A 22,433-nucleotide genomic window follows, 5' to 3' on the forward strand; every position below is an offset into this window, starting at 1 on the left:
GCCGGTTCCAGAAAGGGACCGGCTTTTCTGATTCATGAGGATTTCAACGAAAGGTCAGAGCAGGCCGAGTTCGGCCAGTTCACGCCTCAGTTCAAGCGGCATTTCCTCACCGCTGGCGCTTGTTCCACCCAGATCGCGCGGCGCTTCCGCATCGTTGAGATAACGCCAGCCCTGAAACGGCCGCTTGGGTGCGGGTGACGTCTCGATCACTTCGGGACCGAGAACAAGGTCACAACGGGAAATGCCATCTTCGCCCTTGAAGGAGCGGATATCGAGAAGCTTCTGGCGGGCCTGCACCTGCCCCTTGATGACCCAGTAGAGCGAGCCGCCGTCCAGCAGCTCCTCGACACGTTTCGGGATCATCCTTGTCGTGTGGACGCTGTGCGGCTCAAGACCGGCCGCGATGGAAATCAGCGAGCGTTGCGATACCCAGTCCCGAAGGTCATCGATCGAATCCGCGCCGACGCAAAGTTTTATGAGGTGGAGAGGCATGGCTCTATCAATGCCTTTTTCGCCTGGGCGTCAAGCATCGGATGGAGCCGTTGCGCTCAGCACTCCACAACGTTGACGGCAAGACCACCGGTCGAGGTTTCCTTGTATTTCTCGCTCATGTCGTTGCCGGTCTGCCGCATCGTCTCGATGCAGGCGTCAAGCGGCACGAAATGCTGGCCATCGCCCTTGAGCGCCAGAGACGCCGCCGTGACGGCCTTCACTGCGCCCAGCGCATTGCGCTCGATGCACGGCACCTGCACGAGGCCCGCAATGGGATCGCAGGTCATGCCAAGATGGTGCTCCAGAGCAATCTCGGCGGCGTTTTCGACCTGCTCGGGCGATCCGCCCATGACAGCGGCAAGCCCGGCAGCGGCCATGGCCGCAGCTGAACCAACCTCGCCCTGACAGCCGACCTCAGCACCTGAAATCGACGCATTGTGCTTGATGATGCCGCCGATGGCTGCAGCCGTCAGCAGGAAATCCCTGACATCATCAACCGTCGCATCTTCGTGGAAATGACGGAAATACCGGACCGTTGCCGGAACGACACCAGCGGCGCCATTCGTCGGAGCTGTGACGACGCGACCGCCAGCAGCGTTTTCCTCATTCACCGCCATGGCGTAAACGCTCAGCCAGTCGTTGGCCATCACCGGGTTGAGCCGGTTGCTGCGCCACTCAGCGTTCAGCTTTTCATAAATGGAGTGCGCGCGACGTCGGACCTTCAGCCCGCCGGGCATGATGCCCTCGACTTTCAGGCCGCGCTCGATACAGCCGTTCATCGCCTCCCATATCTGGTCGAGCCGTTCATTCAGTTCGTCGCGGGAAACGACCGTTTCCTCATTGGCACGCTTCATCTGGGCGATGGTACGGCCGGAGCGCTGCGCCATATCGAGCATTTCACGCGCCGTCGCGAAGGGGTAAGGTACGCGTGGACCGTTATCGATGGTCTTGCCGCGCTGCCGGATGGCCTCGAGCTCCGTGTCGGTAACGACAAAACCGCCGCCGACGGAATAGTAGATACGCTTGACGAGCAGCCGGTCCTGATTGTCGAAGGCGGAAAAGATCATGCCGTTGGCATGACCAGGCAACGGGGTCTTCTTGTCATAGACAAGATCCTCTGCCGGACGGAACGTATAGGCAGGGTGGCCGGCAGGCGACACGACGCCGCTTTTTTCCACACCGGCGATGATGTCATCCATTGCATCCGGATCCACGAGATCGGGCCGTTCGCCCGTGAGGCCGAGGATGACGGCCCGCCCCGTTCCATGCCCTATGCCGGTAAAGGCCAGCGACCCGTGCAACGTCACCCTGAAACGCGCAACGCTGGCACCTGCAGGGCGAGGCCATTCATCACTCAGAATGACATCGAGAAAGCGGTTCGCCGCCGTCATCGGCCCCATCGTATGGGAACTTGAAGGACCGATACCGATCTTGAAAACGTCGAAGACCGAAAGAAACATGACATTGCCCTGAATGATGGAACCACGCGCCCATCATATCCAATGCCCTGACGCTTCGCCACAGGTGCACGGGATCGAAAGGTAGAACGCAATTTTCGGAAAAAATCCATGCATCGGCAAGAACGAAGAGCGGCACTGGCTTGAGCACCTGCGACATATTCGTAGCCAAAACGAAAACAGCGCGGTCTCCAGAGGAGAACCGCGCCGTTTCAAAACCCGTCATTCAGGAGAAGTGCTTATGGGCTGCCAAAAATGTACGTCAATGCGAGAAATGCGGCAAAGCCTGCAAGTGCGCGTAGTGTGACGCCCCAGCAAGATTTCTGAGCGGTTTCTTCCATGATTACTCCAGCTGTTCACTCTCCGGGCGGCCTCAAAGCTCGGCCCGTGGTGAACCATTTATTAAAAATGCTCTGCGAACGCAAATGCAAAAAACGGCGAAATGTAGGCATTTGCGCTAAGCTGCCATTCGCGTGATGCATAGCTACATGAAAAAACAACACCTTAGCGACGCGCATTCTTCCTGTCCGATTTCGGCGCCGCCGCAATTTAGACGAAAGTGTAACAGTTCGATGAAAGCGCCGCAGGAGGGGCTGTTGATAACTCCCGGTCTCTAGGTCTTGAAAGGGGGTGCAGGCTGCTCTATCCCGTCGCCAACTCAACAGGAAACGAGGTCAGACAATCGATGCAAGCAGCGTCAACTTTTCCCGATCGTGAAACCGTAGCGTCGAAACTGGCGTCCCTGTCACCCGAGGACAAGTCCTGGCTTACACTGCTGATGGAGAATGTCGTGCAGGACGAAAACCTGCTTGAAGGGGTCCAACTTTATCTCGATCAACAGGCAGGCGCACGCTTCCTCAACAGCCTGAAACTGGAATCCTGCGGCGAATGGATCGGCAGCAATGCCCCTGCCCGTTTGCAGATCAGGCTCGCCGAAACGGCAAAGGCCGGTCAGCACCCGGCCTACCAGGCGTTCCGCAAGGGCCTGACGAAATCGGCTGGTCTGGAAAAGGCCTATCCCAAAGCGCCGATCTGAATTGTTACCTGAGCATCGGGCCGGAAACCGCTACATAGTTTCAGGCCCGATGCGACTATTTCCTAGTCCGGCACTTTCTCGACGACGGCGATGATCGGCCCCATGGGAAAAAGCGAATCCCTGCGTTTCATCGCGGGAATATCGACGCTCGAAATCGTGCCATCGAGATAAAGCGCGTTCGGCGCGTCGAGCACATCGCGAAACAGCGTCGCGAAATCATAGAAACGCACTGTCCCCTCCGAGATCGCAAAATGCACTTTGCCATCGCGTGCGATACCGACACCGTTGCGGCGCTTGAAACTGTCGCTGTCAGGCAGGAAGCGCGGATGCAGCTTGTCATCAATGACCAGCATCGGGCCGGACTGCGTGGCGAAATCGGGTTTCAGCCCCGCTGCTATGTAGGCTTCGGTCGCCAGCACGCCAGCCGTTTTTCCCTTTATATAAAACACGCCGTTGGGCAGCAGATGAAAATTTCCCCAGCCACCGGCAGTGCTGACATGCGAACGCTCGACGCCGTTTTCGATGAAAAGCCCGACCGGCGAATAATCCGAGTGATACATGCCGCCATTCATCGCGAAGACGGTAAACATGTGCTGACGCCAAAGAGCTGACGACAGATTGGCGAAAGAACCGTATCCCTCACCGGAGACATGATCGCGACCATAGATCCGGATATCGTTTTGGGCCGGATCGAAACTGCAGACGAGATATCGACCGCCAGCGTGGTCAACGGTCCTGCAGAAATCCGCCTGCCCGCTCGCCTCGGCCGAAAACGGCAGGATGAGCGGCAACAATACCTTCATCAGTCTTTTCATCGATCGTCCGCTCATGTCCTCACGTCGTAAAACGAGGTGATTCTTACGGCACCACCATGACGATGAAATACAGTCAAAGAAAAGGCGCCGCCCGTTTTCAACGGTGGCGCCAGAACTTTATGGGGAGATCTTTAACGGCGTGCGGCGCGATCTACATTACGGCCTGCGTCCTGGGTTGCATCAACGGCATTGGCCGTATCCCGCCCGATGCCGCGGATGGTGTTGCCGCAGGAGCTGAGCGTCACGACCGCTACGAGGGCAACGGCAAAAATGGAAAAGATGCGTGTGATCATTTGTAATGACTCCCCTAAGACTTGCACTCGAAGGCAAGCGCCGATGTGATAAGCCTCACACTAACGTGAGGCGAAACAAACGGTTCCATCGAAATTTCGAAAAATACAACCGCAAAATTAACGCGGTCTTGAAGACCTCGGGGCATGGTGCCTGAAAAGCGACAACGCGTGTGAGCGATATGATGCAAGCGAACAACCGATTGCTGGTGATGACGGCGGGCGGCACCAATCCGAACGTCATGATAAACGCTCTCGCCGCCCACTTCTCGGACATCCACGTCTTTCAGGAAAACCCTGAAGGCAAGGCGGAAATTTTCAGGCGACGGGCACGTCGTCTCGGCTGGCTGACCGCCGCCGGTCAGATGGGTACGATGGTCGCCTCCCGGTTAGGCAAGCGCGTGACGGCCAGGAGAACGGCCGAAATCATCGCGGAATACGGCCTCGCGGCAGAAATCGACGAAACGGTATCGGTCACCCGTTTTTCCTCCCTGAACGACGAAGAATGCCACCGCTCCGTCGAAAAACTGCAACCCGCCGTCATTTTCACAATCTCGTGCCGCATCCTGAAACCCGCGACACTTGCATCGTTTCATTGCCCGGTCATCAATTTCCATGCCGGCATAAACCCTGCCTATCGTGGCCAGATGGGCGGTTACTGGTCGCTCGTCGAAAACGACCGAGGCAATTTTGGCGCGACCGTGCATCTGGTCGACAAGGGCATCGATACGGGCGCTACACTCTATGAGATGCGCCTGAAACCGTCAGCCGCTGATACGATTTCAACATACCCTCTGCTTCTGACCGCCGCATCAATCGATATTGCCGTCAGCGCTATCGAAGATGCACTCTCGGGAAGCCTGTCGCCCCAGCCGCCTCTCCCTGGAAAATCCGTGCTGCGATATCCGCCGACCCTGTGGACATGGGTATGGAATGGCCTTACCCGGCGTGTCTGGTAGCGGTGGATGGACCAAGCTGCGTCGCAGATGCAAGGCTGTCGTGCCGTAACCGGCAAAGACTTGGACAGTGAAACAGTGCATGATAATGGAAAGGATCATGCAAAAATTGTCCAGAATTTCAGCTTCCATAGAAGCCTCTCCGACCCAGGTACTCGGCTCCACGGATCTGACCAACCTCTTCCCATCGGGAACGTCGGTCTACCTGACCGACCTCGGCGCGGATTCGCAGGGCAAGCTTGTTGAAGCAGCTCGTCATCTCCGCGAACTGGGGTACAACCCCGTTCCGCATTTTGCAGCCCGCAGGCTTACCTCGCAGCACGATTTCGAAGAGCAGGTCAAACGGCTTGCCGATGAGGCAGCCGTCACCGAGGTACTCGTCATCGGCGGCGGCCTCCAAAAACCTGCTGGCCCCTACACGTCCAGCATGGATCTTCTCGCAACGGGCATTTTCGATCGTTTCGGAATAAAGCGGATCGGCGTCGCGGGACACCCGGAAGGCAGCCCGGATTTCAGCGCGGAAACAGCGCTTGCGGCCCTGAAATTCAAACAGGATTTCGTCGAAAAAAGCGATGTCGACATGTATGTCGTCACTCAGTTCGGCTTCGACGCATCCCGCTTCATCGGCTGGGCGGAAGGCCTTGCCGCCTCCGGCATTCACCTGCCGGTCCACATCGGCGTTTCCGGACCCGCAAAAATAACGACCCTTCTGAAATATGCCGCCCTTTGCGGCGTGGGCAATTCGATCACCTATCTCAAGAAGAACGCCCTTTCCCTGACAGCACTGGCCAAGGGGCATTCACCGGAAAGCGTTGTGGGTCCGATCGAGAGATACTGGCAGGAAAATCCGGCAGGACCGATCCGCCAGATCCATGTTTTCCCTTTCGGCGGCCTGCAGAAATCCGCGGAATGGCTGGAAGAGCGCGGAAGCTGGCAGCCCAGCGGCGCCAATGCCCTTGCGTCGCCCGGCTCGCTCACCGGATAACGTCACCCTCCGGGCTGATGCGCGATACCCTCATGCCGCCTTGGCGGCATCCAGGAAGGCGTTGCGGATGCTTTCCGCAACGGCCAGAATCGGGCGTGACGGTTTTTCGCCGACGATCAGCCGGATATCGAAACAGCCTAGCTCGGGCAGCCCTTCCTTGTCGCTCAGAATGACCATATCGTTCTGCACATAGGATCGAGGTAGCGGCGCAATCGCCAGATCCGCGATGATGGCGGCGCGCTGCGCCATCGTATGCCCGCTCAGATAAGCCACCCGGAAATTGCGTCCGCGCTTCTCAAGCGAATTGATCGCCTCCGAGCGCCAGATGCAGCCCTCCTCCCAGATGGAGATGGGAAGCGGATCGCGAAGATGCGCCGTTCCGCATTTTGCGCCCGCCCACACAAGACGCTCGCGCATCAGCACTTCGCCCGCATCGCGAAGCGGATGGGACGCACAGTTGACAAGAGCAAGATCGAGCCTCTGCTCATCCATGCGCTTGTAGAGACTGGAGCTGGAATCGATCGTGACGTCGATCATGATACCCGGAAACGCTTCGGCGAAACGCTTCAGGATGCCGGGCAGAAGCCCGCGCTCGCCGATATCTTCCGGCGCACCGAGACGCACGACACCCGAAAGCTCTGGCATGACGAAGCGGGAGACAGCCTCATTGGAAAGCGCGATCATTCTGCGCGCATAGGTCAACAGCGTTTCCCCATGGGCAGTCAGCGTGACGGAGCGGGCATCGCGCAGGAACAGCGTCGTCTTCAGCTGCTCCTCAAGCTTCTTGATCTGCATGGAAACGGCGGAAGGCGTTCTGAAAACAACCTCGGCGGCGGTCGAAAAATTCCCCGTTTCCGCAATCGCCACGAAGGTTCTCAAGATGTCGTTATCCAGCAGCGGCAGGGGTTGGCGGAATGTAACGGTCATAGCGCGCACCTTCAAATATTTTGAATTATAGATAGATATCATTTCGTTTGATTGAATGTCAATCATGCTGCAAGGTACAGATCAGGATGCAGTTCCAGCAGCAGCAAGAGACTTCAGTTGTTGGGAAGCGACATTGTTCCGCTTCACCTGGAAAGCGGAAACCGCTCCGATCCTGCTCGGAAAAAACATACACAAAATTGATGAATGAAATAAAATTCATTCATTTGATTGATGAACAATCCAGGCGCATACCGGAATGGAAAAGAGATCGTGGTTACGGAAAGGATCAGAACATGACCATGGTACACACCCACACCGCATCCGGCGCGGCACGCCCGCGGCCCGCACCCGAAATCTGGCTGCATCGCGTGGCCGACCGTGTTTCAGAGCTTTACGCGAACTGGAGCCGCGCAAGAACCCTGCGCGCACTCGAAGCGCTTCCTCCTGAAACTCTGAAGGACATCGGATGGCCGACGACGGACAACCACAGCACCCGTATTGTGCGCAAATAAGATACTGACGGCTCATGATCCGCTTTTGATCATGAGCCGTTTTCCATCTACAGAAATTCGTCCCGCCAGCCGGCTGGCGATGCCCATTTTAAAAGCGACGTATCGCCTATTTTCAAAGCGATCCACGAAATTTGCATATTTCAAAAGCGCTTTTTTGACAGCCCCATATCCGCGACGTATTTTGCGCTTAATATGTCGCATACAGGATATCCAGAACACCAATTCCAAGCAAGGAATTGCGTATTCGCAAAGGAGCCGGGCAAATGAGCAAGTCGTCCCAGAAGAAACGCTCGATCGTCTTTTTTCTTGTTCCGCAATTCACGCTGCTGCCGTTCACGGCCGCGGTCGAGACGCTCCGCATTGCCAACCGCATGCTGGGTTACAACGCCTATGAATGGCGCCTTGCTTCCGCCGATGGCCAGAAGGTCATGTCGTCCAGCGGCATCTGTCTTGAGGCGGACACCTGTCTTGCCGACGAGCGCCGCTACGTGACCGGAGAAAACCGGCCCGAAATGGCGATCATCTGTTCCGGCATCGACGTCGATCAGTACAGCAACAAGTCCGTCAACGCGTGGCTGCGCGAGGCATACAATCGCGGTATCGCGATAGGAAGCCTCTGTACAGGCGCACATATCCTTGCTCAGGCGGGGCTGCTGAACGGCAGGAGATGCGCGATCCACTGGGAAAACCTGCCCGGCTTTTCCGAAGCCTTTCCACAGGTGGAAGTTTACGCCGACCTCTACGAAGTCGACGCCAACATCTATACCTGTGCAGGCGGCACCGCGTCGCTGGACATGATGCTGAACTTGGTCAAACAGGATTTCGGTGACAATCTGGTCAACCGTGTCTGTGAGCAGCAACTGACGGACAGGGTCCGCAATCCGAACGACCGTCAACGCCTGCCCCTGCGCGCCCGTCTCGGCGTCCAGAACAGCAAGGTGCTGTCGATCATCGAATTGATGGAAAGCAATCTGGCCGAACCGCTGTCGCTGCTCGACATCGCCGACGGCGCCGATCTTTCGCGTCGTCAGGTCGAACGCCTGTTCCGTCAGGAAATGGGCCGCTCCCCTGCCCGTTATTATCTCGAGATCCGCCTCGACCGCGCCCGTCATCTTCTGGTGCAGTCAGCGATGCCGGTGGTCGAGGTAGCTGTCGCCTGCGGCTTTGTCTCGGCTTCACATTTCTCGAAGTGTTATCGCGAGATCTACAACCGCACCCCGCAGCAGGAACGCGCCGAACGCAAACTCGTGCTGAGCGCGTCAAGAATTGCGGTGGCCAGTCAGGGCAAGGTCGCGCATTGACGGCAACGCTCTAATACACCCGAGGTGCAACCCCGAACGGCCTGACCGCATGGACAAGATCCTCGGCTGTCAAACCGCTGCCTGCCCTTTCGCCCGCTTCACCATGCAACCACACCCCGGCAGCCGCGGCCTCGAAGGCGGACGCTCCCTGCGCAAGCAGCGCACCGACGATGCCTGCCAGAACATCGCCTGATCCTGCCGTCGCCAGAAAGGGCGGCGCGTTGGTGTTCACCAGCGCCCTGCCATCCGGTGCGGCAATAACCGTATCTGCGCCCTTGTAGACGATAACGGCACCGCTGCGGGCCGACGCAGCCTGCGCCCTTTCGATCTTGCCAAGCGCGCTGTCGATGGCGATGTCGGGAAACAGTCGCGCAAACTCGCCCTCATGCGGTGTGAGAACGGATTGCCCGTGGCCGGATCTGATCAGCGTGAACAGGCTTTCCGGACTTTCCCGGAATGCGGTGATGCCATCTGCATCAAGCACCAGCGATCTGTCACCCAGAAGGGACACGAATCCCCGGGCCTTTTCGAAGTCACCGAAACCGGGACCAAGCACAAAAGCGCCATGTCTTTTATCTTCCAGCCACAGTCGGAGATTGTCGTCATCGTCGAGCCGCGTGCTCATTACCGCGGTCAAGGTGGCGGAAAGCACATCGAGAGCGGATCGCGGAGCCGCGACGGTAACGATACCCGCTCCGGCTTTCAGGGCGGCGAGTGAGGTCATGCGGGCCGCACCGGACGCGTGGGCCGGTCCGGAAAATACAGTCAGATGCCCGCGTCTGAACTTGTGCGTCTCCGCCTCTGGACGAGGCAAGACGTCCTGCCACATCAGCGGGTGATTTTCCGCGACGTGCCCCGCATGGGCAGAAACGATCCGCTGCGGAATGCCGATATCGAAAACCTCCAGTTCGCCGCACAGTTCCCGTCCGGGCAGCAGCAGATGACCGGGTTTGCGGGCCATGAACGTCACAGTCTGCTGCGCCGCGAAGGCAGCCCCCAGCGGCACACCTCGCCTGCCGCACAGACCGGAGGGCAGATCCACCGCAATCACGGGCACCCGCGCCGCAGCCACGGCCTCGATTACCCGCTTCAGCTCGGACGGCACGTCCCGCGATAGCCCGGCACCAAAGACGGCATCGATCACCACGTCGCCGACTTGTGGGAGATAGGCCGCCAGAGGCGTGGGGGTGGCTCCGCTTCGCTCAAACGCCGTGCGCGCATCGCCCTTCAGGTTTTCCACGTCACCGAAATGATGGACGACAACGGCAGCCCCGCTTTGCGACAATGCACGCGCGGCGACATAGCCGTCACCGCCATTGTTGCCACTGCCGCAAAGGACGACAAAACGTAGCGCCTGCGGATAATGCCGAAGGGCACAGGCCGCAACGGCCTGCCCTGCCCGTTCCATCAGGCTGAAGAGCGGAATACCTGACCTCCCCGCTGCATCATCGACGCGGGACATGGCTTCTGGATCGATGAGGAAAAGGGGTGGATGGGACATCATGCCTTGATATTCACCTCAAAACACGGGGAAAGGCAATCGACACAAAAATGGGCAAAAAAGAAAGATTTAAATTTATGCAAAGGCATAAATTTTCATCAACACCAATGCATTCCAATTGCCGCACCAGAAATATGGCATGACTCTAAAATACGTAAAACACGCCACATTTCGCTCAAATTTTTCCGATTTTCGCGAGAAATTCTCCTGAAACCAGGCGAAACCGCACGCATTTTGTTTGCAACGGCCTCCGGAACGAACTTTTTTCTTCAAGGCCGCTTCCGATCTGGCACAATACGTGCATTCTTGTCGCAGAGCGGGAATAACCTGCTTTAACGGGAGAAGCGGAGAGATATTTTCTCATGAAAAAGATCGAAGCGATCATTAAGCCTTTCAAGCTCGATGAAGTGAAGGAAGCCCTTCAGGAAGTCGGACTGCAGGGAATCACGGTCACGGAAGCAAAAGGCTTTGGTCGTCAGAAGGGCCACACGGAACTCTACCGCGGAGCAGAGTACGTTGTGGACTTTTTGCCGAAAGTGAAAGTCGAAGTTGTATTGGCGGATGAAAATGCGGAAGCCGTCATAGAGGCAATCCGCAACGCGGCTCAGACCGGGCGCATCGGCGACGGAAAGATTTTCGTTTCCAATGTCGAAGAAGTCATCAGAATTCGAACCGGTGAAACAGGCGTGGACGCCATATAATCATAACCAAATCCTGAGCCGGGGAGGCTCAGGTTTTTCACCTCGTCATCATCACACTCAAGGAAATTCAAATGACGACCGCAAACGATATCCTGAAGCAGATCAAGGACAACGACATCAAGTTCGTGGACCTGCGCTTTACCGATCCCAAGGGTAAGCTGCAGCACGTCACCATGGATGTCGTATGCGTTGACGAAGACATGTTCGCCGATGGCGTGATGTTCGACGGCTCCTCGATTGCAGGCTGGAAGGCCATCAACGAGTCCGACATGGTGCTGATGCCCGATCCGGCAACTGCCCATACCGACCCGTTCTTCGCGCAGTCCACCCTCGTTATCCTTTGCGACATTCTCGACCCGGTTTCCGGCGAAGCCTATAACCGCGACCCGCGTGGTACCGCCAAGAAGGCCGAAGCCTACCTCAAGGCATCCGGCATCGGCGACACCGTATTCGTCGGCCCCGAGCCGGAATTCTTCGTGTTCGACGACGTGAAGTACAAGGCAGATCCGTACAACACCGGCTTCAAGCTGGACAGCTCCGAACTGCCGTCCAACGACGATACCGATTACGAAACCGGCAACCTCGGCCACCGTCCGCGCGTCAAGGGCGGCTACTTCCCTGTTCCGCCGATCGACAGCCTTCAGGACATGCGCTCCGAAATGCTGACCGTTCTTGCCGAAATGGGCGTGGTCGTTGAAAAGCATCACCACGAAGTGGCCGCTGCACAGCACGAACTGGGTGTGAAGTTCGATACGCTGGTTTCCAGCGCCGACAAGATGCAGATCTACAAGTACGTCGTCCATCAGGTCGCCAACGCCTACGGCAAGACGGCAACCTTCATGCCGAAGCCGATCTTCGGCGACAACGGCTCGGGCATGCACGTTCACCAGTCGATCTGGAAGGGCGGCAAGCCGACCTTTGCGGGCGACGAATATGCCGGCCTGTCCGAAACCTGCCTCTACTACATCGGCGGCATCATCAAGCACGCCAAGGCCATCAACGCCTTCACCAACCCGACGACCAACTCCTACAAGCGTCTGGTTCCAGGTTATGAAGCACCGGTTCTGCTCGCCTACTCCGCGCGCAACCGCTCCGCATCGTGCCGTATCCCGTTCGGCTCCAACCCGAAGGCAAAGCGCGTCGAAGTCCGCTTCCCTGACCCGACCCAGAACCCCTACCTCGGTTTTGCGGCGATGCTCATGGCTGGCCTTGACGGCATCAAGAACAAGATCCATCCCGGCAAGCCGATGGACAAGGATCTGTACGACCTGCCCGCCAAGGAACTGAAGAAGATCCCGACCGTCTGCGGCTCCCTGCGCGAAGCGCTCGAAAGCCTCGACAAGGATCGCAAGTTCCTGACCGCCGGCGGCGTGTTCGATGACGACCAGATCGACTCGTTCATCGAGTTGAAGATGCAGGAAGTTATGCGCTTCGAAATGACCCCACATCCGGTCGAATTCGACATGTACTACTCGGCCTGATTGCTATTCGGACGCCGCTCGACGGCGACCGGAAAAGTTCGGCGGCTTTCCCAGGAAAGCCGCCGTTTTCATTTGGAAAAAAGCCTGCTTATAAAAACCATGTCGACATCCCCCACCTCCCCGCCCGCAGCGCGCATGACCGACTGGCTCATCTTTCTGGCCGTGCCCTTCTTCTTCTCGAGCAACACCATCCTCGGCCGCGGCATCGTGGGCGAAGTCTCGCCCTTCACGACCGCCTTCATCCGCTGGATCGGTTCCTGCCTCATCATCGTACCGTTCATGGTGGCGGACTGGCGCAACTGCATCGAATTCGTCACACACAAAACGCTGCTGTGGCTGTGCCTCGGCATTCTGGGCATGGGAATCTGCGGCGGTGTCGTCTATTGGGGGCTGACGGAAACCACCGCTCAGAACGGCACGCTGATCTACACCACATCGTCGCTATTCATCATCCTGTTCCAGCGGATATTTCAGGGCCGTAAAATCCGTACGCTGGAAGTGATCGGCATGGTGGTCGCCTTTGTCGGCGTCGGCGCCATCGTTCTGAAAGGCGACATTGCCGCACTCTGGCATCTCAACCTCAACATCGGCGATTTCGCCATCCTGATGGGGGCGATTTCCTTTGCAGTCTATTCCATGCTGTTGCGTGACCCAGCCGCTCGCAGCATGGCATCCATCAGCCTTTTCGGCCTGATCGCATTTTCGGGCGCACTGGTTTTAGCTCCACCTGCCGCCATGGAACTGGCGCACGGAGGCCTGCTGCCGACAACCGCGACCGCCTGGGCCAAGATCGGCGGCATCATCCTGTTCGCATCACTTCTGGCCTTCTACTGCTTCACCCATACGGTGCGGGTGTTCGGCCCGGCAACGGCTGGCATAACCCTTTACATGATGCCGCCCATCTCCATCATCATGGCGACGGTGTTTCTCGGCGAAACGTTCGAGAACTATCACGCTGTCGGCATCGTCCTTGTCACGGGCGGGGTGATCCTCTCCACGGCACCGATCGGGCGCAGGTAGCGCATGATTCGAAGGCGACGCGACCCAAGGGCTTGATATTTCCTTACCCACCCCCACATCATGTAGGGAAAGGAAGGTCATACCATGAAACAACGAGACGCAAAATTCACGCTTGGCGAGATCGTTCGCCATAAGGTGTTTCCGTTCCGAGGTGTGATTGTCGACGTCGACCCGGAATATGCCAACACCGAGGAATGGTGGAATGCAATTCCCGTCGAAATCAGACCGGATCGCGATCAGCCGTTCTATCACCTTCTGGCTGAGAACGACGAAACGGAATATGTCGCCTATGTCTCGGAACAGAACCTCGTTCACGACGAGAATGAGACGCCCTTGAGAAATCCGAATATCGGCCTGCTCTTCGACAAGGCGCCGAACGGCGAATGGCGTCCCAAGATCTCGACTGCGCATTGAGCACCCGTTGCATAGGACATAAAAAAACCGGTCTGTTTCCAGACCGGTTTTTTCTTGCCGTAGGCAAGTAATCAGGGCTTCGGAGCAGACTTTGCAGCATCCTGAGCAGCTTCGAGCTTCTTGCGAGCCTCTTCAGCCTTCTTCTGCATGCCTTCCTGCAGGGTACGCTGGCTTTCAGCGAGCTGCGACTGGCTGATCGGCGCGCCATCGTAGGCACCGGTGAAGCCGTTGAGGGCAATCTTGATCGGGTTCGGCGCACGGCGGAAGTTGATCGAGGTGAATACGACCTCGTTGCCCTTCTTCAGCGAAGCGATCATCGCGTCGGTGAGCGGGATTTCGGCGGTGCACTTGTCGGGAAGGCAGACAGCGTAGTCAAGCTTCTGGCCTTTGCCGCCGTCGATCTGCATCTGCACGCCCGGAGGAATGAGACGCGCGGTCGGTACGGAAACCTGAAGAAGCTTGCGGTTGACCTTGCCTTCGACGGTGATGAGGCCAACGGCGGTGATCATCTGGCCATTCTGGGCCAGAACCACGTTCTGCACGACGCAGACGTCGTTGTCTTCCTGCTTGGAGCAGGTCTTGAACCAGCCGAGCGGCGGAGCGCCAGCCGGTGCGGCAGCTTCCTGTGCCTGCGAAACAGCCGGAGCAGCAACCGCGCCCAGAGAAAGAACGAGAGCGGACAGAGCCGTCCGGGTGAAAATGTTTGCCTTTTGCATCATAAGAGTTCCGTCTCCTGAATGTCTGCCGGAACAGAACGCAAGGTCCTGCTTGTCGATGGCGGTATCCTTCTGCCCGTTCAACTGTCGGTTAAATGAGGCAAATGCGTGACCCGTCTCTTCCGGCACCCCTGTTACATGCCGTTCGGCGCGATATCCAGCGTTTCTTTAACTTTTTCTTGAGCGGACCCAAGATTTCAGGCCCTTGCATGCGTTCACGGGCGGGCTTGTGTTACAGTCCCGCCAGAATCAGACCGACAGTCGAGACAGGATAGTGAAATGCGTAACCTTGCGGCCCTCATTCCCGCATTGTTTTTTTCAGGCGTCGCCTTCGCGCAACCGCTTCACGGGATCTCCATGCATGGTACACCCGCCCTTGCTCCGGACTATAAACACTTCTCCTACGTCAACCCGGACGTCAGGAAGGGCGGGCGCGTATCCTACGGCGTCGTCGGCACCTTCGACAGCCTCAATCCCTTTGTTCTGAAAGGCATGCGCACGACGGCCCGCGGCGTATGGGATCCGGAATTCGGCAACCTCCTCTACGAACCGCTGATGCAGCGGTCGAGCGACGAACCTTTCAGCCTGTACGGCCTGCTGGCCGAAACCGTCGAATGGGATGAGGAACGCACCTTCATCCAGTTCAACATCAATCCGAAGGCAAAATGGTCGGACGGCCAGCCGGTGACGCCCGACGACGTGATCTTCACGTTCAATCTCCTGAAGGAAAAGGGGCGCCCTCCTTTCGACAGCCGTTTGAACGGCGTGGCGAAAATGGAAAAGACGGGCGATCACAGCGTTCGTTTCACCTTCAACGACAAGGCAAACCGCGAAACGTCGCTGATTCTGGCCTCCTCCACCCCTATCCTCCCGAAACACGCCATCGATCCGGAAAAATTCGAACAGGCGGGACTCGGCCCGGTGATCGGCTCCGGCCCCTACAGGATCAAGACGCTTCGTCCGGGAGAGCGGATCGTCTGGGAGCGCAATCCGGACTACTGGGGCAAGGATATCCCCGCCAAGGTCGGCTTCGACAACTATGATGAAATCAGCGTGATGTACTTCCTGCAGGTGCCGACGATGTTTGAAGCCTTCAAGAAGGGCGACATCGATATCTATCCGGTAGGCGATGCGATAAACGGAACCTCCGATACCTCGCATTGGGGTCAGGCCTATAACTTCCCGGCCGTGCATCGTGGCGATATCGTGAAGGACGTTTTTCAGCCGCGCCTGCCATCCGGCATGTTCGGCTTTGTCTTCAACTCCCGCCGCGCCGTCTTTGCGGACGAGAAGGTGCGCGAGGGACTGTCCTACGCGCTCGATTTCGAATGGCTGAACCGCAACATTCTGGGCGGTGCCTTCAAGCGTACCCAGAGCTACTGGCAAAATTCACCGCTTGGCGCTTACGGTAATGCGGCCGATGAGCGGGAACTCACCCTGCTTGGCGACGCGGCGAAGCGACTGTCGCCAGAGTTGCTGGCAGGCACCTACGCATTGCCGGAAACGGATGGCTCCGGCGTCGACCGCAAGGTTCTGAAGCTGGCGGTCGATACGCTGAAGGAAGCAGGATATACGATCAAGAACGGCCGGATGAGCGATGCGCAGGGACGCCCGCTCTCGTTCGAGCTGATGACCCAGAACCCCGCCCAGGAGCGCATGGCGCTTGCCTATCAACGCACGCTCAAACTGATCGGCGTCGACATGGCGATCCGCTCGGTTGACGATGGGCAATATCAGGCACGGTCGAACAGTTTCGACTACGACATGATCATCCGCTCCTATCCATCTTCACTGTCGCCGGGTGCCGAACAGCTGAACCGCTGGAGCTCGCTGTCAAAGGATGCTCAGGGCAGCTTCAATTATGCGGGAGCCGCCGATGCCGATATCGACCGCATGATCGACGCCCTGCTGCAGGCACGTTCCACGGAAGATTTTCAGGCCGCGGTTCGCGCTTACGATCGCCTGCTCGTGTCCCAGCACTACGTCATCCCGCTCTATTACATCGGCGCGCAATGGGTGGCACGCTGGAAACACATCGAACGACCGGATATCACACCTGTATTCGGCAACCAGAAACAGACCTGGTGGGACGCCCGGGCGCGCTAGGCGCGTCCCTCCCACTCTCGGAAACTCGGAGAAAAACCATGGAACGCATCGTCATAGACGTCGTATCGGATATGGTCTGCCCTTGGTGCTACCTCGGCAAGGCGCGGCTGGATCTCGCCATTGCCGAAGTGCAGGACGAAATCAGCGTGGACGTGAACTGGCGTCCTTATCGCCTCAATCCGGACTACCCGCCGGAAGGGGTCGACCAGAAGGCCGCGCTTGAGGAAAAGCTTGGCAAGGAGCGCCTCGAACAGGCGCACACCACGCTCGTCCAGCTCGGCAAGGAAGTCGGCATCGATTACGACTTCGACGCGATCAAGATCGGCCCGAACACGCTCGACGCACACCGCCTGTCGCTCTGGGCGCATGCAGAGGGGCGCGACATGCAGGAAAAGGTCGTCAACGGCCTGTTCAAGGCGAATTTCGAGGAAGGCCGCAACATTGGTGACCATGCGGTTCTGACCGACGTGGCTGAAAAGGCCGGCATGGACCGCGCACTCGTCACACGCCTGCTGGCTTCGGATGCGGACAAGGATACGGTGCTTTCGGAGATTGATGCAGCGCAGCAGATGGGTGTTTCCGGTGTGCCGTTTTTCATTATCGACCAGAAATACGCCATAAGCGGCGCACAAACGCCAGATGTCCTGATTGCTGCATTGCGGGATATTGCAAAAATGAAGGCCGAAGAGCATAGAGCGATGAACTGACGGCGACGCACCGGCAGTTTCATCTTGAACGATATGCTGTTGGTGTTTCCCTATGTCAGACCAGACCCTCAAAGGCATCCTGCTCGCCTTTGCCGCCTTCGCCGCCTACGCCTGGAGCGATGCAAGCGTAAAGCTCATCGAGGGGCAGCTGTCGCCCATTCAGTCCGCGTTTTTCGGTGCTTTTTTCGGTTTGTTCGCCCTGCCCTTCATCCGCAAGAGCAGCGACAAATGGGTCGATATCGTCAAGACGACCAATCGGCCGCTCTGGCTGATCCGCTTTTTCGCCTCCGGCATCGGAGCGGTCGGCAGCGTGACCGCCTTCACCCATCTCTCGATGGCCGAAGCCTTCGCGCTGATCTTCCTGTTGCCCTCCTTCGTCACCATCATGTCGGTGGTGTTTCTGAAGGAGCAGGTCGGCATCAAGCGCTGGTCCGCCGTCTTGATCGGTTTCGCCGGCGTTCTCGTCGTCCTGCGCCCCGGTTTCCGTGAGCTCTCCATCGGCCATCTCGGCGCGATCCTTGGCGGCCTCGGCGGCGCGCTGACCATCGTGATTTTCCGCGCCATAGGACCGCGGGAAAAGAATATCTCGCTGTACGGTGCAGGTGTGCTGGGCTGTCTGGTGATATGCGGTTTCGCAATGCTGCCGACATTTACGCCGCCCACCGGCGAACAGTGGCTGCTTCTTGCCGGTTACGGCCTGCTCGGTGCTATCGCCAACGTGCTGGTCATGTATGCGGCCCAATATGCGCCTGCCGCGATGATTGGCCCGACGCAATACAGCCAGATGCTGTGGGCAATCTTTTTCGGATATCTGATCTTCGGCGACCACGTCGACGGCTGGATGCTGATCGGTATCGTGCTGATCGTCGGTTCGGGTCTTTTGACCCTCGTTCGCGAAAAGCAGCGCAATGTTCCCCTGCCCGCATCCATCGCCGCCACTGACCAGAACGTTGCGGTGGCGATGACGCCGGAAGATACGACGAAATAAAACTACGCTCAGCCGTCAGTCAGACAATCAGTAGCAGACACGGGCGCGATACATGTCGCCCCAGCTGTTCTGACGCCATACAACATGGCAGCTTCTATAGGCCGGGCGGTAAACGACCGGCGGTCCATAGGCACGACCATAGATCGGCCCGTCATAATAGCCTCTACCGTAATAGGATCCGCCATAATAGCGATCGTAATAATGGTGTCGCGATCCGGCTATGAGAGCGCCGCCGATAATGGCGCCCATAATGCCCGCGGCGACTGCGCGGTCGGAATGACGATTGCGTGCCTCAGCCTGGCTTGTCGTGGCAATTGTTGTGCCTGCAATTGTCAGGGCAACCAGACCAGCGGTAGCAAATCTATTCACCTTGCTCCACATGGTCCTGCTCCTTGATTTTCAGAGCGGGGTGGCGAGACCTGGTATTCGCCTCAAATTCCGCTCCCACTATTAATGTAGATCACGGAAAAAAGTTTCCGCGATACTGCAAAACAGGCCCGGATTGCGACAGCGGCCAACCGCCTGGACATCAGGGCTTCGCGAGTTCCGCCAGCTGTGTCATGACCATCGCCGCACCCGTCAGGCGTTTTTCCGGCGTCGGCAGATCGCGGGTCAGGAACAGGCTGTGGTCCGGCCTGATCTTCGCCATAGAGCCCTGCTTGCCGATATAGCCCACAAGTGCTGCCGGGTTGGGGAATTCCTTGTTGCGGAACTGTACGACGACGCCCTTCGGACCGGCATCCAGCTTCTCGACATTGGCGATGCGGCACAGCGACTTGATGTAGACGATCTTCAGCAGATGCTGGACTTCCTTCGGAAGCGGGCCAAAGCGATCGATCATTTCCGCACCGAAACCGTCGATCTCGGAAATATCGGCCAGCTCGCCAAGGCGGCGATAAAGCCCCATGCGCAGATGCAGGTCCGGCACGTAATCTTCCGGTATCATCACCGAGGTGCCTACCGAAATCTGCGGCGACCAGCCGGTGTCCCGCACCTCTTCGTCGCCCTTCACTTCGGCAACGGCCTCTTCCAGCATCTGCTGGTAAAGCTCGAAGCCGACTTCCTTGATATGGCCGGACTGTTCCTCACCCAGAAGATTGCCCGCACCGCGTATATCGAGGTCGTGGCTGGCGAGCTGGAAACCGGCGCCGAGCGTATCGAGCGACTGCAAGACCTTGAGGCGGCGCTCCGCCATCGTCGTCAGCACCTTGTTGACCGGCAGCGTGAAGAGCGCGAAGGCTCGCACCTTGGAGCGACCGACGCGGCCGCGAAGCTGATAGAGCTGCGCCAGGCCGAACATATCGGCACGGTGCACGATCAGTGTATTGGCCGTCGGAACGTCGAGACCGGATTCAACAATCGTGGTCGACAGAAGCACGTCATATTTGCCGTCATAGAAGGCATTCATGATGTCTTCGAGCTCGCCGGCGGGCATCTGGCCATGCGCGACGGCCACCTTCAGTTCAGGCACATCCGATTGAAGGAAAGCATGGATATCGGCAAGATCGGCAAGACGCGGGCAGACATAGAAGCTCTGCCCACCGCGATAATGCTCGCGCATCAGCGTTTCGCGGATCACCAGCGGATCGAAAGGCGAGATGAACGTGCGCACCGCCATGCGGTCGACGGGCGGCGTGGTTATGAGCGACAGCTCGCGAACACCAGTCATCGCCAGCTGCAACGTGCGCGGAATAGGCGTTGCCGACAGCGTCAGAACATGCACGTCGCTTTTCAGCTCCTTCAGCCGCTCCTTGTGCTTCACACCGAAATGCTGCTCCTCATCGATAATGAGAAGGCCGAGATTGGCAAAGCTGATGCCCGCACCAAGCAGTGCATGCGTACCGACGACGATATCCGTCTTGCCGTCCGCCACTTCCTTCTTGGTCAGCGCCAGTTCCTTGGAACCCACAAGCCGCGACGCCTGCTGAACGCGGATCGGTAGCCCACGGAAGCGTTCCGAGAATGTGCGGAAGTGCTGACGGGCCAGAAGCGTGGTTGGCACGACGACCGCCACCTGCACGCCGTTCATGGCGGCGAGGAATGCAGCGCGCAGCGCCACTTCCGTCTTGCCGAAACCGACGTCACCGCAGATCAGGCGATCCATCGGGCGGCCTGCACCGAGATCCTCGCGGATGGCATCGATGGCGTTCAGCTGGTCTTCCGTCTCGTCATAAGGGAAACGGGCGGCGAACTCGTCATAAAGCCCATCCGGCGCAACCAGCACCGGGGCATGACGCACCATGCGCGCAGCGGCGATGCGAATGAGATCGCCCGCCATGTCCAACAGCTTCTTCTTGAGCTTGGCCTTGCGCATCTGCCATGCGCCACCGCCGAGCTTGTCGAGTTGCGCTTCCGCAGCATCCGAACCGTAATGCGACAGAAGATCGATGTTTTCAACCGGCAGAAACAGCTTCGCCTCGTCGGCATAATGCAGTTCCAGACAGGCGCGCGGTGCGCCAGCCGCCTCGATGGTGCGCAGGCCGACAAACCGGCCGATACCGTGTTCGGCATGGACGACCAGCGAGCCTTCATCCAGACCAGCGACTTCCGAAATGAAATCCGCACCGCGCTTGCGGCGCTTGGAGCGGCGCACCATGCGGTCGCCGAGAATATCCTGCTCTCCGATGACGGCGAGATTGCCCGTTTCGAAACCCGCCTCGAGGCTGAGAACCGCGGATGCAGCCTCTCCCTTGCCGAGTTTCTCCACCTCTTTGAGGGATGCCACCGGCTTGATCTTCTCGAGCCCGTGTTCGTTCAAAACCTGAAGCAGACGGTCGAGAGAACCTTCCGACCAGCCTGTAATCAGCACTTTCCAGCCCTTGGCCCGCCGATCGGCGATGTGCTTCACGGCGAGGTCGAAGACGTTCACCCGCTCCTCGTCACCGCTTTCCGTCGGTGGACGTGCCCAGCGCGGCCCGACATGCGCATCGAGCGTGGCGACGGGGCGGCCCTGCGTGTCGTGTTCGTTGAAGGGCGTCAGACGAACGGCGTTGACCTCGGCAAGCGCCGCATCGAAGCTTTTGCCATCGAGATAAATCTGACCGGGCGAAACGGGCTTGTAGGGTGCCCCCTGCGTCGACCCTTTCGTCTCACCGGACGTGCGGCGTGCCTCGTAATAATCGAGAACCAGCTTGGAGCGCTCCTTCGCCGCTTCCCTCGCCGTGTGATCCGTGACGATCCGGAAACCTTGCAGATAATCGAAGGCGGTTTCCAGCTTTTCGTAGAACAACGGCAACCAGTGTTCCATGCCCGCGTAACGGCGACCTTCGGACACGGCCTGATAAAGCGCGTCATCGCGTGTAGCTGCACCGAAAAGCGACAGGTAATTCTTGCGGAACCGGCTGATCGTATCCGGTGTCAGCGTCACCTCGCTCATGGGATTGAGGTCCAGCGAACGGGCCTGACTGATGGTGCGCTGGCTGGCTGGATCGAAGGTGCGGATGCTTTCCAGCGTATCGCCGAAGAAGTCGAGACGCACCGGCTCTTCCGTACCTGGCACGAAAACGTCGAGAATGCCGCCGCGCACGGCGAATTCACCGACCTCGCGCACCGTCGCCACCCTGTCGAAACCATTTCGTTCCAGCCGTGCGGCAATCTCTTCCATGCGGATCTGGTTGCCGGGTTTCGCCGAGAAAGCCAGACTTTCGATGATGTCTCGCGGCGCCATTTTCTGCAGCATGGCGTTGACGGTGACGAGAACGATTGAAGGATGTGGCTTTTTCGCGTGGGCGATGAGGCCGGACAACGCCGCAAGCCGACGCGCCGAAGTGTCAGCGCTCGGTGACACGCGGTCATAGGGAAGGCAGTCCCACGCCGGAAGCGTGAGCACCGGAATGTCAGGCGCGACGAAACCGAGGATCTGCTCCAGATCAGCAACGCGCTGGCCATCGGACATGACGTAGGCAACGGACGTGCCTTCCCGCGCCATCTCCGCCAGCAGAAGTGCTTCCATGCCGGAAGGCACGTTTCCGATGGTCAGCGGCGTATCGGCCGACGCGACCAGCCTGACATCTATCCCGGCGATCATG

Annotated in this window: 23 protein-coding genes; 13 read left to right on the plus strand and 10 right to left on the minus strand. The window is 58.4% G+C overall.

Going from position 1 to position 22,433, the window contains the following annotated elements:
- Positions 1-54 precede the first annotated feature (54 nt).
- Together N7578_RS17160 and N7578_RS17165 are read right to left on the minus strand one after the other, a co-directional pair.
- Positions 55-492, minus strand: a complete 438-nt coding sequence (locus N7578_RS17160) for a DUF1489 family protein (RefSeq protein WP_311111473.1) — start codon at positions 490-492, stop codon at positions 55-57.
- Between the two features lie 56 nt (positions 493-548).
- A complete protein-coding gene (locus N7578_RS17165) occupies positions 549-1,952 on the minus strand; it encodes an L-serine ammonia-lyase (protein ID WP_311111474.1) in 1,404 nt (467 codons plus the stop codon).
- A 682-nt stretch (positions 1,953-2,634) separates the two neighbouring features.
- Here N7578_RS17165 and N7578_RS17170 point away from each other — a divergent pair.
- Positions 2,635-2,985, plus strand: a complete 351-nt coding sequence (locus N7578_RS17170; protein WP_311111475.1) for a hypothetical protein — start codon at positions 2,635-2,637, stop codon at positions 2,983-2,985.
- Between the two features lie 62 nt (positions 2,986-3,047).
- On the opposite strand, the gene N7578_RS17175 is transcribed toward N7578_RS17170, so the two are convergent.
- Together N7578_RS17175 and N7578_RS17180 are read right to left on the minus strand one after the other, a co-directional pair.
- Positions 3,048-3,800 (minus strand): phosphodiester glycosidase family protein, encoded by a 753-nt coding sequence (locus N7578_RS17175; RefSeq protein ID WP_311111476.1) that lies wholly within the window; start codon positions 3,798-3,800, stop codon positions 3,048-3,050.
- Positions 3,801-3,931: 131 nt separating this feature from the next.
- Positions 3,932-4,093 (minus strand): entericidin, encoded by a 162-nt coding sequence (locus tag N7578_RS17180; protein WP_311111477.1) that lies wholly within the window; start codon positions 4,091-4,093, stop codon positions 3,932-3,934.
- A 179-nt stretch (positions 4,094-4,272) separates the two neighbouring features.
- On the opposite strand from N7578_RS17180, the gene N7578_RS17185 reads away from it, so the two are divergent.
- Positions 4,273-5,049, plus strand: a complete 777-nt coding sequence (locus tag N7578_RS17185) for a formyl transferase (protein ID WP_311111478.1) — start codon at positions 4,273-4,275, stop codon at positions 5,047-5,049.
- Between the two features lie 79 nt (positions 5,050-5,128).
- Positions 5,129-6,031: a methylenetetrahydrofolate reductase gene (locus N7578_RS17190; protein ID WP_311111479.1), complete on the plus strand. Its 903-nt coding sequence runs from the start codon at positions 5,129-5,131 to the stop codon at positions 6,029-6,031.
- Between the two features lie 30 nt (positions 6,032-6,061).
- On the opposite strand, the gene N7578_RS17195 is transcribed toward N7578_RS17190, so the two are convergent.
- Positions 6,062-7,000: a LysR family transcriptional regulator gene (locus N7578_RS17195; RefSeq protein ID WP_422646710.1), complete on the minus strand. Its 939-nt coding sequence runs from the start codon at positions 6,998-7,000 to the stop codon at positions 6,062-6,064.
- A 22-nt stretch (positions 7,001-7,022) separates the two neighbouring features.
- Between N7578_RS17195 and N7578_RS17200 the strand changes: the two genes are divergently transcribed.
- Together N7578_RS17200 and N7578_RS17205 are read left to right on the plus strand one after the other, a co-directional pair.
- The gene (locus N7578_RS17200) at positions 7,023-7,166 is read left to right on the plus strand and encodes a hypothetical protein (RefSeq protein WP_311111481.1); all 144 of its coding nucleotides are present in this window, start codon (positions 7,023-7,025) and stop codon (positions 7,164-7,166) included.
- 85 nt (positions 7,167-7,251) lie between these two features.
- Positions 7,252-7,470 (plus strand): hypothetical protein, encoded by a 219-nt coding sequence (locus tag N7578_RS17205; protein WP_311111482.1) that lies wholly within the window; start codon positions 7,252-7,254, stop codon positions 7,468-7,470.
- A 12-nt stretch (positions 7,471-7,482) separates the two neighbouring features.
- On the opposite strand, the gene N7578_RS17210 is transcribed toward N7578_RS17205, so the two are convergent.
- Positions 7,483-7,671, minus strand: coding sequence for a hypothetical protein (locus tag N7578_RS17210; RefSeq protein WP_311111483.1), 189 nt, complete (start codon positions 7,669-7,671; stop codon positions 7,483-7,485).
- Positions 7,672-7,733: 62 nt separating this feature from the next.
- Here N7578_RS17210 and N7578_RS17215 point away from each other — a divergent pair, with 62 nt between their 5' ends.
- The gene (locus N7578_RS17215) at positions 7,734-8,771 is read left to right on the plus strand and encodes a GlxA family transcriptional regulator (protein ID WP_311111484.1); all 1,038 of its coding nucleotides are present in this window, start codon (positions 7,734-7,736) and stop codon (positions 8,769-8,771) included.
- Positions 8,772-8,781: 10 nt separating this feature from the next.
- On the opposite strand, the gene N7578_RS17220 is transcribed toward N7578_RS17215, so the two are convergent.
- Positions 8,782-10,275 (minus strand): NAD(P)H-hydrate dehydratase, encoded by a 1,494-nt coding sequence (locus tag N7578_RS17220; protein ID WP_311111485.1) that lies wholly within the window; start codon positions 10,273-10,275, stop codon positions 8,782-8,784.
- Between the two features lie 359 nt (positions 10,276-10,634).
- Here N7578_RS17220 and N7578_RS17225 point away from each other — a divergent pair, with 359 nt between their 5' ends.
- The 4 genes from N7578_RS17225 to hspQ all read left to right on the plus strand — a co-directional run bounded on the left by N7578_RS17225 (position 10,635) and on the right by hspQ (position 13,888).
- Positions 10,635-10,973 (plus strand): P-II family nitrogen regulator, encoded by a 339-nt coding sequence (locus tag N7578_RS17225; RefSeq protein ID WP_003515720.1) that lies wholly within the window; start codon positions 10,635-10,637, stop codon positions 10,971-10,973.
- A gap of 71 nt (positions 10,974-11,044) precedes the next feature.
- Positions 11,045-12,454 (plus strand): type I glutamate--ammonia ligase, encoded by a 1,410-nt coding sequence (gene glnA / locus N7578_RS17230; RefSeq protein ID WP_311111486.1) that lies wholly within the window; start codon positions 11,045-11,047, stop codon positions 12,452-12,454.
- 135 nt (positions 12,455-12,589) lie between these two features.
- The gene (locus N7578_RS17235; RefSeq protein WP_311111487.1) at positions 12,590-13,474 is read left to right on the plus strand and encodes a DMT family transporter; all 885 of its coding nucleotides are present in this window, start codon (positions 12,590-12,592) and stop codon (positions 13,472-13,474) included.
- 84 nt (positions 13,475-13,558) lie between these two features.
- A complete protein-coding gene (hspQ, locus tag N7578_RS17240; RefSeq protein WP_311111488.1) occupies positions 13,559-13,888 on the plus strand; it encodes a heat shock protein HspQ in 330 nt (109 codons plus the stop codon).
- 71 nt (positions 13,889-13,959) lie between these two features.
- Here the strand turns inward: hspQ and N7578_RS17245 are convergent, their stop codons facing one another.
- The gene (locus N7578_RS17245; protein WP_311111489.1) at positions 13,960-14,607 is read right to left on the minus strand and encodes an invasion associated locus B family protein; all 648 of its coding nucleotides are present in this window, start codon (positions 14,605-14,607) and stop codon (positions 13,960-13,962) included.
- A gap of 276 nt (positions 14,608-14,883) precedes the next feature.
- Between N7578_RS17245 and N7578_RS17250 the strand changes: the two genes are divergently transcribed.
- The 3 genes from N7578_RS17250 to N7578_RS17260 are packed head-to-tail and all read left to right on the plus strand — an operon-like array spanning position 14,884 to position 18,405.
- Positions 14,884-16,710 (plus strand): extracellular solute-binding protein, encoded by a 1,827-nt coding sequence (locus N7578_RS17250; RefSeq protein WP_311111490.1) that lies wholly within the window; start codon positions 14,884-14,886, stop codon positions 16,708-16,710.
- Between the two features lie 38 nt (positions 16,711-16,748).
- A complete protein-coding gene (locus N7578_RS17255) occupies positions 16,749-17,417 on the plus strand; it encodes a DsbA family protein (protein ID WP_311111491.1) in 669 nt (222 codons plus the stop codon).
- 52 nt (positions 17,418-17,469) lie between these two features.
- The gene (locus tag N7578_RS17260; RefSeq protein ID WP_311111492.1) at positions 17,470-18,405 is read left to right on the plus strand and encodes a DMT family transporter; all 936 of its coding nucleotides are present in this window, start codon (positions 17,470-17,472) and stop codon (positions 18,403-18,405) included.
- Positions 18,406-18,432: 27 nt separating this feature from the next.
- Here N7578_RS17260 and N7578_RS17265 read toward each other — a convergent pair whose 3' ends face one another.
- Together N7578_RS17265 and mfd are read right to left on the minus strand one after the other, a co-directional pair.
- Complete coding sequence (locus N7578_RS17265; protein ID WP_311111493.1) at positions 18,433-18,786, minus strand: hypothetical protein; 354 nt, start codon at positions 18,784-18,786, stop codon at positions 18,433-18,435.
- A 148-nt stretch (positions 18,787-18,934) separates the two neighbouring features.
- Positions 18,935-22,432: a transcription-repair coupling factor gene (gene mfd / locus N7578_RS17270; RefSeq protein WP_311111494.1), complete on the minus strand. Its 3,498-nt coding sequence runs from the start codon at positions 22,430-22,432 to the stop codon at positions 18,935-18,937.
- Position 22,433 lies beyond the last annotated feature (1 nt).

Source organism: Agrobacterium tumefaciens (genome assembly GCF_031801495.1).
Classification (GTDB): domain Bacteria; phylum Pseudomonadota; class Alphaproteobacteria; order Rhizobiales; family Rhizobiaceae; genus Agrobacterium; species Agrobacterium tumefaciens_K.